Annotated in this window: 9 protein-coding genes; 3 read left to right on the forward strand and 6 right to left on the reverse strand. The window is 72.1% G+C overall.

Annotated features, from left to right (window positions below; genetic code table 11):
- Positions 1-69: 69 nt before the first annotated feature.
- Positions 70-1,248: an acyltransferase family protein gene (locus AU196_RS19575; protein WP_059096727.1), complete on the forward strand. Its 1,179-nt coding sequence runs from the start codon at positions 70-72 to the stop codon at positions 1,246-1,248.
- Here the strand turns inward: AU196_RS19575 and AU196_RS19580 are convergent.
- Positions 1,217-2,692, reverse strand: coding sequence for an AMP-binding protein (locus AU196_RS19580; protein WP_059096728.1), 1,476 nt, complete (start codon positions 2,690-2,692; stop codon positions 1,217-1,219). The two genes, AU196_RS19575 and AU196_RS19580, sit on opposite strands and share 32 nt — an antisense overlap.
- Position 2,693: 1 nt before the next feature.
- Entirely contained in the window at positions 2,694-3,671 is a 978-nt protein-coding gene (locus tag AU196_RS19585; protein WP_059096729.1) for a phosphotriesterase family protein, read from the reverse strand.
- Between the two features lie 99 nt (positions 3,672-3,770).
- Between AU196_RS19585 and AU196_RS19590 the strand changes: the two genes are divergently transcribed.
- Complete coding sequence (locus AU196_RS19590; RefSeq protein ID WP_059096730.1) at positions 3,771-5,372, forward strand: MFS transporter; 1,602 nt, start codon at positions 3,771-3,773, stop codon at positions 5,370-5,372.
- Here AU196_RS19590 and AU196_RS19595 read toward each other — a convergent pair.
- The 3 genes from AU196_RS19595 to AU196_RS19600 all read right to left on the reverse strand — a co-directional run bounded on the left by AU196_RS19595 (position 5,347) and on the right by AU196_RS19600 (position 10,301).
- Positions 5,347-9,546: an alpha-(1->3)-arabinofuranosyltransferase gene (locus AU196_RS19595; protein ID WP_059096731.1), complete on the reverse strand. Its 4,200-nt coding sequence runs from the start codon at positions 9,544-9,546 to the stop codon at positions 5,347-5,349. The two genes, AU196_RS19590 and AU196_RS19595, sit on opposite strands and share 26 nt — an antisense overlap.
- Positions 9,547-9,610: 64 nt before the next feature.
- The gene (locus AU196_RS25290) at positions 9,611-9,784 is read right to left on the reverse strand and encodes a DUF2613 domain-containing protein (protein WP_011557654.1); all 174 of its coding nucleotides are present in this window, start codon (positions 9,782-9,784) and stop codon (positions 9,611-9,613) included.
- Between the two features lie 25 nt (positions 9,785-9,809).
- Entirely contained in the window at positions 9,810-10,301 is a 492-nt protein-coding gene (locus tag AU196_RS19600) for a universal stress protein (protein ID WP_059096732.1), read from the reverse strand.
- 76 nt (positions 10,302-10,377) lie between these two features.
- Between AU196_RS19600 and AU196_RS19605 the strand changes: the two genes are divergently transcribed.
- A complete protein-coding gene (locus AU196_RS19605; RefSeq protein ID WP_197415848.1) occupies positions 10,378-11,571 on the forward strand; it encodes a glycoside hydrolase family 3 N-terminal domain-containing protein in 1,194 nt (397 codons plus the stop codon).
- Between the two features lie 7 nt (positions 11,572-11,578).
- Here AU196_RS19605 and AU196_RS19610 read toward each other — a convergent pair whose 3' ends face one another.
- Positions 11,579-12,748, reverse strand: a complete 1,170-nt coding sequence (locus tag AU196_RS19610; protein WP_059096734.1) for an amidohydrolase family protein — start codon at positions 12,746-12,748, stop codon at positions 11,579-11,581.
- Positions 12,749-12,793 lie beyond the last annotated feature (45 nt).

Consider the following 12,793-nt stretch of genomic DNA (forward strand, 5'->3'; position numbering starts at 1 on the left):
GGGAACTTACTGGAGACGGCGAGACCTTCCCCGCCCAGACCCACCCGACGCGCTGGCACACTGGTCGCCGTGACGAGCAGCCAGGAGATCGGCGGGACGCGGTCGTTCCTGCCCGCCGTCGAGGGCATGCGCGCCTGCGCGGCCATCGGCGTCGTCGTCACCCACGTCGCATTCCAGACCGGGCACACCAGCGGGGCCGACGGCCGGTTCTTCGGACGGTTCGACCTGGCGGTGGCCGTGTTCTTCGCGCTGTCGGGCTTTCTGTTGTGGCGCGGCCACGCCGCGGCGGCCAGAGGTCTGCGCGCCGCCCCGCCGACCGCTCACTATCTGCGCTCGCGCATCGTCCGCATCATGCCGGGCTACCTGGTCGCGGTCGTGATCATCCTGGCCCTGTTCCCGGACACCGAACCGGACCTGACCGTGTGGCTGGCCAACCTGAGCCTCACCCAGATCTACGTTCCGCTCACCCTGACGGCGGGGCTGACACAGATGTGGAGCCTGTCGGTCGAGGTCAGCTTCTACCTGGCGCTGCCCCTGCTGGCGCTGCTGGTGCGCCGCGTACCCGTCCGGGCGCGCATCCCCGTCCTCGCCGCGGCCGCGGTGGCCAGCCTGTTCTGGGTGTACATCCCGTCGGACCCCGACTCCGGCCACAACCTGTGGAACTGGCCGCCGGCCTTCTTCTCCTGGTTCGCCGCGGGCATGGTGTTGGCGGAACTGACCGTCACACCGGTCGGGTGGGCCCATCGGTTGGCGCGACGACGGGTCCTCATGGCGCTGATCGCGGTGCTCGCCTTCACGGTCGCCGCGTCGCCGCTGGCCGGCCGGGAGGGTCTGCAACCCGGCACCATCGGCCAGGTCATCCTCAAGACGGCGATGGGGGCGGTGGTGGCCGGGGCGCTGCTGGCGCCGCTGGTTCTCGACCGGCCGGACACCCCGCACCGGATCCTGGGCAGCCGGGTCATGGTGACGCTCGGCCGCTGGTCCTACGGGCTGTTCGTCTGGCATCTCGCCGCGCTGGCGATGGTCTTCCCCATGGTCGGGGAGTTCGCGTTCAACGGGCACATGCCGTTGGTCCTGACGCTGACCCTGGTGTTCGGCTTCGCGCTCGCCGCGGTGAGCTACGCGCTGGTGGAGAGCCCGGCCCGGGAGGCGTTGCGGCGCTGGGAGTTCCGGCGCGCCACCCCTCTGCGCCAGGCGCCGCCGCTGGACAGTGCGGTCAACGACGTGCCCGAGCCGATCTCGCGATGACCTCGGCGCGCACGGCGGACCGGCGGGCCTTGCCCGCGTCGTCGCGCAGCGGGTGGTCGGTGAACTCGACGGTGCGCGGCACCTTGTAGCCCGCCAGGCGTTCGGCCACGAACGCCGTCACCGCCGCCTCGTCGAGCGACGATCCCGCGAGCGGCTGCACCAGCGCGTAGGGCACCTGTCCGAGGTCGTCGTCCGGGACGCCGACGACGAGGCACGACAGCACCTCGGGATGCGCCGAGAGGGCCGACTCGATCTCGGCCGGGTAGACGTTGCGGCCGCCGACGGTGAACATGTCGACGCGCCGGTCGTTCAGGTAGAGGAAGCCGTCCTCGTCGAAGTGGCCGAGATCGCCGAGCGAATCCCACCCGTCGCGGCTCTTGGCGGTGCTCCCGATGTAGCGGTAGGTGGGGGCGGCGCCCGGCGAGCGGCGCATGTAGATCTCGCCGACGACGCCGGGTGGGCAGCGGTTGCCGTCGTCGTCGAGCACGGTCATCTCCCCGGCCACCACGGTGCCGACCGACCCGCGGTGGGTCAGCCACTGCTCGCCGGAGATGAACGTCAGCGCCTGTAACTCGGTGCCGCCGTACAGTTCCCACAGCACCTGCGGGCCCAGGATGCCGATCCAGGCCTCCTTGACCGCGGGCGGGCACGGCGCCCCGACATGCCAGAACCGCCGGATCGACGACAGGTCGTAGGCGCCGGGATCGGCTCGATACACCGGCAGCAACCGTTGCATGATCGTGGGCACCGTGGTCAGGAACGTCACCCGGTGCTCGGTGGCCAACCGGAGGAACTCGTGCGGATCGAACCGGGGCATCAGCACCACGTGGTGACCCATCAGCAACCCGATCGCGAACGTGGTGAACCCGGTGTTGTGGCTCAAGGGCACCGACACCAGGTTGACGTCCCCCTCCTCGGCGCCCAGCGGCAGACCGATCGCCGACGGCACCCGGCTGTCGTTGCCGGCCTCGATGAGCTTCGGCCTGCCGGTGCTCCCGCCCGACGCCATCGACTTCCACACCGGTGAGACGGCCTCCGGCAGCGGCTCGGCCGACAGCGCCGGATCCGGCGCGAAATCGGCGGGCACGCTGGGGGATACGCCGTGGGGGTCGGTGCGCCCTACGAGCAGGGCGGGCGCCCGCAGCGCCAGCAGACCGGCCAGCTCGGCGTCCGGCAGCCGGGCGGACAGCGGCTGCGGCACCGCACCCAGCTTCCACGCCGCGAGCACCGTCTGCACCCACTCGATCGAGTTGGGCAGCAGCACGGTCACGTAATCACCCTGTCGCACACCGAGTTCGGCGTAGGCGCGGGCCAGGCGGTTGGTCGTCGCGTCGAGTTCCCCGCGAGTGACGGTGCGGCCGGCGCAGGTGACCGCCGGCGCGTCGGGATCGCGCGAGGCCAGGTGCGAGAACTGGGTCCCGATCGTGGGTACGCCGTCGACCACGTCAGTACCCGCCGGAGTGCTCGAAGATGCGGCGCGGATTGTCCACGAGCATGGTGGTGAGCTGCTCCTCGGTGACCCCGCGGGCGCGCAGCGCCGGCAGCACGTCGTTGTGGATGTGCAGATAGTGCCAGTTCGGCATCACCGTGGACACGGTCTCCTCCGGCAGCGCGTCGAAATAACAGGAGGCGTCGTGGGACAGCACCATCTGACCGGCGTGGCCGCGTTCGCACAACGCCGCCACGGTCGCGACCCGATCCTCGAACCCGAGGAACGCGTCGATGCCGAACCGGTCCATGCCGATGTAGGACCCGGCCGCCATGAGCTCTTCGAGGTAATCCAGGTCGGTGGTGTCGCCCGAGTGCCCGATCACCACCCGCGACAGGTCCACGCCCTCCTCGGTGAAGACCCGCTGCTGGTCCAGCCCGCGGCGTGAGGCGGCGTGCGTGTGGGTGGAGATCGGCACCCCGGTCTGGCGGTGGGCCTGCGCGACCGCGCGCAGCACCCGTTCCACCCCGGGGGTGAGCCCGGGTTCGTCGGTGGCGCACTTGAGGATCGCGGCCTTCACGCCGGTGTCGGCGATACCGCGTTCGATGTCGCGGACGAACATGTCGGCCATGTACTCGTCGCCGCCCAGCGGGGTGCCCGGGCCCGTGAAGTGGAAGAAGAACGGCACGTCGTTGTAGGTGTACGGCCCGGTCGCCACGACGATGTTGAGGTCGGTGGCCGCGGCGATGCGGGCGATGCGCGGGATGTAGCGGCCCAACCCGATCACGGTGAGGTCCACGATGGTGTCGACGCCGCGAGATTTCAGCTCGTCGAGCCGGGCGATCGCGTCGGCCTCTCGCGTGGCCTCGTCACCCCACGCGTCCGGATAGTTGAGCAGGATCTCCGTGGTCATGATGAACACATGCTCATGCATGAGCGTGACGCCGAGGTCGGCGGTGTCGATCGCTCCTGCAGCGGTATTCAGCTGTGGCACAGGCCCGATGCTAGAGCTGCGGCCGCTTGCGGTGTCGGCGTTTGATGGGATCGGCCGCCGCAGTGGGTACCCGGTACCGACCTTTGGGAGGAACACCGCATGGCCACACCGCAAACACGACCCGTGGTGTCCTCGTGGGCGCCGCTGGCGTCACCGGTCTACCGGGCGCTGTGGATCGCGCAGTTCGTCTCGAACCTCGGCACCTGGATGCAGACGGTGGGCGCGCAGTGGATGCTCGTCGGAGACCCCGGCGCCGCGGTGCTGGTTCCGCTCGTTCAGACGGCGACGACGCTGCCGGTCATGCTGCTGGCGTTGCCGTCCGGGGTGCTCGCCGACCTGATCGACCGGCGCAGGCTACTGATCGCCACCCAGGGCGCGATGGCCTCAGGGGTCGCCGCACTCGCCACGTTGAGCGGATTCGGGCTCGCGACGCCGACGGTGCTGCTGCTCCTGCTCTTCCTGATCGGGTGCGGGCAGGCGCTGACCGCCCCGGCGTGGCAGGCCATCCAGCCGGAACTCGTTCCGCGCGAACAGATCCCGGCCGCGGCGGCGCTGACCAGCATGAGCATGAACGGTGCCAGGGCGATCGGCCCCGCGATCGCGGGCGTCCTGGTGTCCGTGTCCGGACCGACGACGGTGTTCGCGCTCAACGCGCTGTCGTTCATCGGCATCGTCATGGTGCTGCTCGCGTGGCGGCGGCCCGCGAGCGAGTCGATGATGCCCGTCGAGCGCCCGTTGTCGGCGTTGAGCGCGGGCGGACGGTTCATCCGCAGCTCACCGGTGATCCGCCGGATCCTGCTGCGGGCCGTGCTGTTCATCGCACCGGGCAGCGCGCTGTGGGGTCTGCTGGCGGTGATCGCGGCGAACCAGCTCGGCCTCTCGTCCTCGGGGTACGGGCTGCTGCTCGGTGCGCTCGGCGTCGGGGCGGTGCTGGGCGCGGTGGTGCTGTCACGCCTGCAGGCGCTCTTCGGGTACAACCAGCTGCTCACCGTGGCCGCGCTGGGCTTCGCCGCCGCCACCGCGGTGCTGGCCACGGTTCACGTGCTCGCCGTCGTGCTGGCGCTGCTGGTGCTCGGCGGCCTGTCGTGGCTGCTGACGCTGTCGACGCTGAACGCCTCGATGCAGTTGAGCCTGCCCGCCTGGGTGCGGGCGCGCGGGCTCTCGGTCTACCAGTTGGTCTTCATGGGCGGTCAGGCGATCGGCTCGCTGGTGTGGGGGCTGGTGGCCGGCGCGACGAGCGGGGTGACGGCGTTGCTGATCAGCGCGGCGCTATTGGTCGGCTGCGCGCTGTCGGTGCTGTGGTGGCCGCTGCACGCAGGCACCGGAACCCTGGACGTCACACCGTCGGCGCACTGGGGCGAACCGGCGTTGGTGTTCGAGCCGGACCCGCAGGACGGGCCGGTCGTGGTGCTGCAGTCCTATCAGGTCTCGCCCGAGGACGAGGCGGGCTTCCTCGCGTTGATGCAGCGGGTGCGCCGCTCGCGGCAGCGGACCGGCGCGATGCAGTGGGGCATCTTCCGGAGCGGGGAGTCCGCCGACACGTTCGTCGAGCTGTTCGTCGTGCGCAGCTGGGACGAGCACCTGCGTCAGCACCTGGTCCGGCAGACCGGGCTGGACTACGCGCTCGAACAGGAGCTCGAGCAGTACGTCCACGGCGAGTCGACGCTGCGGCATTTCATCGCGGTGAGGACCGAACGGTGAACGGCACCGCCGAGGCGGCCAGCGCCGCCACCGACAGCAGCGCCAGCAGTTGCACCCCCGCCGAATGCCCGACATAGCCGTCCACCGAGCGCCACGGATGCTGCGACAGCACAGCGCCTGCCAGGGTCAGGCCGCCCGCTGCGACGCCCAGCGTGATCCGGTCGCGTAACCGTTCCCGGCCGCGCAGCAGATAACCCGCGGCGAACGCACCGCCGACGACCACCACCCCGGCCCACCCGGAGATCACCGCCCCCACCGCCAGGCCGCCCACCACCGCGGCGGCCGCGGGCACCCGCCACGGACGCGCGGGCTCGTCGTCTCGGGGGCGCCGCACCGGCAGCCCGATCAGCAGCGCGAGCACCGGCAACAACGCCAGGCCGCCGATCAGGCCGACCCGGTAGACCGTGTTCGAGCCGAACGACAGCGTGACGGCGCCCGCGGTGTCCGCGGGCACCACCCAGCCCTGCTGCCAGCCGTTGACGACCACGGGCGTCAGCACGCCACCGTCCGGACCGCGCGCCTGCCAACCCGGGTTGACACTCTCCGGGACCACGAGCACGCGGTCGCGCTGCGCGGCGGTCACCGTCACCTCGCGGCGGTCGGCACTCCACGCGCCGGTGTCGGCGGGCGTCGTCGGCGCGGGGGTGATGTCGCGGGCCGTCGGCGCGGCCAGCTGCACCCCGTCGACGACGAAGGTGGCGCCGGGACTGACCAGGAGCTCCTGCTCACCCGCGGGCAGGTCGATCGGTCCCTCGCGGCACGGCCGGGCCATCACCGGTTCCCCGTCGAGCAGCGCGCCGACGGTGGTGGTGACCGCGGTCGGCACGAACTGACCGGCGACGCCGATGATCGGCCCCTCCCCGCACGGCACGTCGACGGTGCGGGCGCGGTTCTCACCCGCGTCGGCGGCGCCGATCGGGGTGCCCCGCCGGTCCAGGGCGGTCACCTCGGCCAGACCGGGCGGTTTGAGTTGGTCGAAGCCCAGCGAGGTGCGGTCGATGATGTCGTTCCAGTCCAGCAGTGAGACCGCGACGGTGTCCGTGCGGTGGGGTGCCAGCTCGACCGTCTCCGCGCCGCCCTCACCGGAGAGCCGGCGCGTCTGCGGGCCGTTGCCGAGGTCGACGGCCACCATCCGCGGGCGGGCGGGTGGCTCCGTGGTGCTGGGTGTGATCCGCAGGGCGGCGACCTCGGCCGGGGCCGGCAGCGTCAGGGTCAACGTCGGCGGGGTGCGGTGCTGGACGACGCGCTGCGGTGCCGTCCACGCGGTGCGTGGATCCCCGTCACCCGCGGCGTAGGACGATCCGAGCACGTCGAGGGCGTCGGCGTCCCCGGCGACCACCGTGGTGCCGGGCTCACGGATGAGTTCGGCCAGCCGCGGACCCTGCCGGGCGCGCACCCACACCGTCGGCCGCACCGTCGTCGGCTCCGGCACAGCGAGCGTCCGGCTCAGGTTCACCGGCTCCTCGGGCGACAGCGCCATGGCGGCCGCGCACTTGACGCCGTCCGGACTGTCCACGCAACCCGGCCGGCCCAGCAGTTCGGAGCCGAGATCCCACAGGCCGACGGTGGAACCGGCCGGCGGGCCGGGCACCGCCACCGTGTGCCGCAATGGGATCGGGGTGGCGAAGCCGTTGGCGTCGTACTGGGTGACCGACAGGTCGGTGATGCCGAACTGCACCCCCGCCGAACCGTCGTCGGTGCCGGTCGCGGTGATCCGCACCCAGGGCGTCTCGCCGTAGGGCAGCGCGACCGTCAGCGGTGTGCCCGCCTCCTCGAAACGCAGGGTGCTGGTGCCGTTGACCGTCGCGACCTCCATCCGCCGCACCTGCGCGCCGACGGCGGTGGCGCTGGGCGTGACGGTGATGGTGGCGTTGGTGACCGGTTTGTCGAAGTCGACCTGCAGCCACTGACCGAGCGCGGCCTGCAGCGCGTTGGACACCCAGCTCGTCGACGTGTCGGCGTCGATCGCCGCCGTCGGACCGGTGGCGGGGGCGACGTTGGGCAGTGCGGTCGAGTCGGCCGCCGAACTCGACACCGACAACCGGCCGCCGGTCCACCGGCCGTAGACGAGGTCGGCGCCCTCGGATGGATAGTCGGGCACCCGGTTGAAGGTGTTGCGCGGATCGTCGGGTGCGCGGATCGCCGACGAGTGGTCGTCGACGCGGCCGTAGTCGGTCTCGCGCGCCGCCGGGGTGTCGGTGACGGTCACCAGCGGCGCGGGCAGGCCGGCGCGTTCGGCGTCCGCGGTGAGCATCATCGGGCCCAGCGGCGGCCGGTCGAGCAGGCGACGGCGTTCGTCGAGGCGCAGCAACGCCTCGGGTGCGCCGTCGACACGGGCCATCGCGTCGGCGTCGACCAGGTACGGGGACGACGGGTTCCCTGCCGCCTCGACGCGGTAGATCTCGACGGCGGGATACCGCGGCCGCAGCCCGCTGTCGGAGACGAAGCCCTCCAGGGTGCCCGGGCCGACGGGGTCGCCGAACTGTGCGACCCGGGTCAGGCCGGGGGAGCCGTCGATCGCGCGGTGCACCAGCACCGGCCGCGCCGAGCGAGACGATTCGGGATCCAGGTCGTTGCGCACCACGACATACGAGATACCTTGGCGCGCAAGGGTGTCGGCGAGGCCGGCGGAGGGCCGGCCGGCGGCGAAGAGGCGTTGCACCGAGTCGAGGGCGCGGATCGTCTCCGGCGGGGTCAGGGGGATGGAGTCGCGCACGCCCCACGGGCTTCCGCCGAGCACCTGCAGGGGTTCGTCATGGGTGCTGCCCCACACCTGGGTGGCGAACGGTGCTCCGGGCGCCACCAGCACCCGTCCCGCGGTGGGCTCACCGGTGTTGTTGGCGTCCAGCCACTGCGCGGTCTCGTGCCAGTGGTCGGGGATGGCGGTGAACGCCCCGGGCGCGGTCAGCCGGCCCGTCCACGCCAGCGAGGTGCCCGCGGTGAGGGCGGCGAGGACGACGATGCCCACCGCCACCCGCCGGTCCCGCTCGGGGTGGGCGAACGCGTGCACCCACGCCGGCCGCGGTGCGCTGCCGGGCAGCGGGATCCGGGCCAGCAGGTGGATCACCCCCAGCGCCAGCGGCAACCGCAGCACCGGGTCGAGCTTCTGCAGGTTGCGCAGCGGGGTGCCGTCCCCGTCGAGGAACGCCTGCACCGCCGACGCGATCGGCGAGCCCAGCCCGCCGGAGTAGCCGGCCGCGAGCAGGGCCACCCCCACGAGCAGCATCGTGATCAGCCGGCCGCGCGCCGGCATCGAGCGCAACGCCAGACCGGCCAGCCCGGCGGCCGCCACCAGCGTCGTCGCGAGCACGGCGAGGCTGCCGGTGACCAGCGTCGACCCGGCGGTCGCGCTGGGCGCCACGAACGGAGTCCAACTGCCGGTGCCGCGCAGCATCTCGGTCAGCGACATCCACTGTGTGGTGACGCCGGAGGATTCGATGAAGTCGAGGAACGGCGGGCTGATCCGTCCGAGCAGCAGCAGCGGGATCACCCACCACAGCACCGCGAGCGCCGCGCAGCCGAACCACCACCCGGTGAATCTCAACCACCGGCGGTTGGGCCGGTGACACGCCCACCACAGCACCGCGGCCAGACATCCGGTGAGTGTCGCCACCGCGTTGACCGCCCCCATCAGCGCGATCGCCCCGGCAGACCGGGCGGCGAGCACGCGTACCGAACCCCGGCCGCGCCCGGCCTCTCCCGCCCCTCTCGTCCCGCCCAACGCCAGGATCAACGGCAGCAACACCCACGGCGCCAGCATCATCGGCAGCGTCTCCGACGACAGGGCCCCCAGGGTGGTCAGGACCCGGGGTGACAGCGCATAGGCGACCGCACCGATCACCCGCGATGTGGGGCTGCCGATGCCGAGCGCCTCGGCGACCCGCACCACACCCCAGAACCCGACGGTCAGCAGCAGCGCCCACCACAACCGCTGCGTCACCCAGCCGGGCAGGCCGAGGAGGTCACCGGCGAGGAAGAAGGTGCCGTGCGGGAACAGGTAGCCGTAGGCCTGGTTCTGCGCCTGGCCGAACGGCAGGTCGCTGTTCCACAGATTCGCGGCGCGCGCGAGGAACCGCAGCGGATTCGCGGTGAGGTCGAGTTTGGTGTCGGGGGAGATCTGTCCGGGCGACTGGGCGAAAGTCAGGACGAGCGCCGCGACCGCGGCCACCCACATCCACCGCCGCGACAGCGGTTGCGCGGTGTACGCGGCTGCGGACGTGTCAGCCGCGACCCGGGAACTAACTTCTGTCGCCGTACTCGACCCTGTTGAGCACCGATGACGCCGGATCGCCCGCCTGCAGCGGAGGCTTGCTGTCCTCCTGCACCATCAGCGTCACCCCGAACACGGCCGCCGCCCCGAGCAGCAGGCCGACGACGATGCTGGCCGCGGCGGGGACGATGAACCGATCCATGGCGCCAAAACTAGCACGCGGGCGCTCAGCGGCCGGGGGGCACGATGAGCACCGGACGGTGCCCGTGCCGCAGTACGCGGTCGGCGACGCTTGACTGCAGCAGCGAGCGCAGACCGGTGGTGCCGCGGGTCCCGGTGACGATCAGGTCGGCGTCCAACGTGTCCGCGGTCTCGATGATCGTGTTCCACACGGTGCTGGTCGCGGCCACGCAGAGGGGTTCGGCGGTCAGGCCGGCGGCCTGCGCCAGCGCGATGCCCTCGTCGTTGGTGCGCTGGGCGTCGGCGTAGGCGATGTCCTCGTCGTCCGGCGCCGGATCCGGCGGCCCGTCGAGGTCCAGTTGCGGCGGTTCGGGGCCGCGGTGCGCCGGGGACCACACCGTCAGGACCACCGCGCGGTTCGCGGACAGGAACCGCCCGGCGTAGTGCACGGCCCGGCGGGCGTTGTCGGTGCCGTCGTAGGCGATCACCATGACTTCTGGGGCGAATTCCGCGGCCGAGGTGTCGGCTTCGGCGGTCATCGCACCCTCCTCGATGGTCTCCTGTTCGACCCTATGGCATCGACCCGCGCCGCCGGAGCCGTTAGTGTCAAAGCCCATGGCTTGGACCCGAGGACTGTGCGCACTGGTCGCGACGTCGGGAATGCTGCTCGCGTGCTCGTCGCCGAAGCAGGAACCCGCGGCCGCACCGCCCGATCCGGCAATCACCGCCGCACCCGTTTCCGCGGCACCCGCCGTACCGCTGAAGGCGCCCGTGCCATTGGCGCCCGGTGCTCAGGCGTGCGGTCAGGGCGCCGGGCTGCTCTCGGAGATGTCGACCCGCGACAAGCTGGCCCAGCTGCTGATGGTCGGGGTGTCGAACGCCGCCGACGCCCGCGCGGTGGTCGACAACCACCGCATCGGCGGCATCATGATCGGCAGCTGGACCGACCTGTCGATGATGGGCGCCCCGCTGGCGGAGATCGCCGCCTCCGCGGCTCCGCTGCCGCTGGCCGTCAGCGTCGACGAGGAGGGCGGCCGGGTCTCGCGGTTGGCCTCGCTGATCGGCACCCAGCCCTCGGCGCGCGCGCTGGCGCAGAGTTCGACCCCCGAGCAGGTCTACGGCATCGCGCTCGAGCGTGGCCGGGCGATGCGCGGGCTCGGCGTGACCATCGACTTCGCACCGGTCGTCGACGTCACCGGGGCCAGTGCCGCCATCGGTGACCGGTCCTTCGGCGACGACCCGGCGACGGTCACCGAGTACGCCGGGGCGTACGCCCGTGGCCTGCGCGACGCCGGTGTGCTGCCGGTGCTCAAACACTTCCCGGGACACGGCAGCGCCTCCGGCGATTCGCACACCCAGGGCGTCTCCACCCCGCCGCTGTCGGAGCTCCAGAACTCCGACCTCGTGCCGTATCGCACGCTGACCGCGCAGGGGCCGGTCGGGGTGATGGTCGGGCACATGGAGGTTCCGGAGCTGACCGGCAGCGATCCCGCGAGCCTGAGCCCGGCCGCCTACCAACTCCTGCGCTCCGGCGGTTACGGCGGCCCGGGCTTCGACGGCCCGGTGTTCACCGACGACATCTCCAGCATGCGGGCGATCACCGACCGCTACGGGGTGGCCGACGCGGCGCTGCGCGCCCTGCAGGCCGGTGCCGACACAGCGCTGTGGGTGACCACGGCCGAGGTGCCCGCGGTCCTCGACCGGCTGGAGCAGGCGCTGGCGGCCGGTGAGCTGACGATGCCGCGCGTCGACCAGTCGGTGCTCCGGGTGGCGGCGATGAAGGGCCCGAACCCGCGCTGCGGCGGCTGAGCGGCCGCTACAGCCCGTAGACGCGTTCGGCGTTGCGGACGCCGATCATGTCGACGATGCGGATCGCATCGTCCTCGGTGCAGTCGCCGCAGCGGATCCAGTCGCCCAGGACCAGGCCCGCCGCGCGCCGCCACAGCAGCGAGCCGAGCAGGTGCAGTTCCGGCGCGCCGAACGCGTCCGACGAGTACAGCTGCTTGGCGAACGGTGCGGTGTCGAGCGCCTCGGCGACCAGCGACACCGAACGCGGACCCAGGAAGTTGACGGCCAGCCCGACGTCGAAGTGCACGTGGTCGAACGCCTGCGCGAGGTAGCCGGCCTGCCGGTGGTACGGATAGCAGTGCAGCAGGAGCACCGGCACGGGCGTCATCGCACGGAGCAGCGGTAGCAGCAGCAGCGGGTCGGTGCGGTGCAGATCCAGATCGCGGTCGCCGAAGCCGACGTGGAACTGGATGGGCAGCCCGCGCGCGGCGGCCTCGTGCACCCCGAACGCGATCAGCACCGGATCGTCGACGCGGGAGGGCCGCTGATGCGCCCGGTCCACGGCCTCGATCACGTCGGCGTCGGCGGGGCGTGACCAGTCGACGTCGAAGCCGGTGCGGTAGGCCGCGATGGTCTTCGTCCCGACGGTGTCCGGGTCCGCGACGGCGTGGTCGAGCACTCCCCGGAACGCCTCCGGGTAGTCCCCGGGCGGCGTGCCCGCCTCGAGCAGGTCCTCGGCCAGGCGTTCGAGCCGCAGCACCGTCGACGACGCGGCACCGCTGCGCGCCGTCATCTCCCGGGGTGTGGTGATCCGGTCGCCCCGGAACCCGGTGTCCACCACCCAGCGCGCTACACCGGCCGCGCGCAGGAAGCGTTCCGCGAGCTCGTCGGGGCCGAACTGGGCGCGCCGCGACCAGTATTCGTCGCCGCCCGCGAGTGGCTCCAGGCCGAGCACCGGCGCGCACCAGCGGCGGACGGCCAGCCCCAGCGGCGAGTCGAACTGCGACATGAATGCCGGGACCGGATCGGTGGACGCCTCGTTGAGCGCGGCCTCGAACCCGGCCCGGTCGAGGTGGACCGTGAACGCGCCGTGCACGTGGTGGTCGATCAGATCGATGTCGTGCAGGTGTCGGGCCAGGGCGTCCGGCGGCCTGGAGCGGACCCCGGCGAACACGTCGGTGGGTTCCGCTACCGGCATGGTGTACGCCCCTTCGACCTCGACTTCTGAGGCGATTGTGCAGCA

The sequence above is a fragment of the Mycobacterium sp. IS-1742 genome, assembly GCF_001500125.1.
Lineage (GTDB): Bacteria > Actinomycetota > Actinomycetes > Mycobacteriales > Mycobacteriaceae > Mycobacterium.

Excerpts from the sequence above, each read along its gene's own strand:
- AU196_RS19590 (WP_059096730.1), top strand. The coding sequence starts at position 3,771 with ATGGCCACACCGCAAACACGACCCGTGGTGTCCTCGTGGGCGCCGCTG.
- AU196_RS19595 (WP_059096731.1), bottom strand. The coding sequence starts at position 9,546 with ATGTGGGTGGCCGCGGTCGCGGCGCTCGTCCTGACTTTCGCCCAGTCG.
- AU196_RS25290 (WP_011557654.1), bottom strand. The coding sequence starts at position 9,784 with ATGGATCGGTTCATCGTCCCCGCCGCGGCCAGCATCGTCGTCGGCCTG.
- AU196_RS19600 (WP_059096732.1), bottom strand. The coding sequence starts at position 10,301 with ATGACCGCCGAAGCCGACACCTCGGCCGCGGAATTCGCCCCAGAAGTC.
- AU196_RS19605 (WP_197415848.1), top strand. The coding sequence starts at position 10,378 with ATGGCTTGGACCCGAGGACTGTGCGCACTGGTCGCGACGTCGGGAATG.
- AU196_RS19610 (WP_059096734.1), bottom strand. The coding sequence starts at position 12,748 with ATGCCGGTAGCGGAACCCACCGACGTGTTCGCCGGGGTCCGCTCCAGG.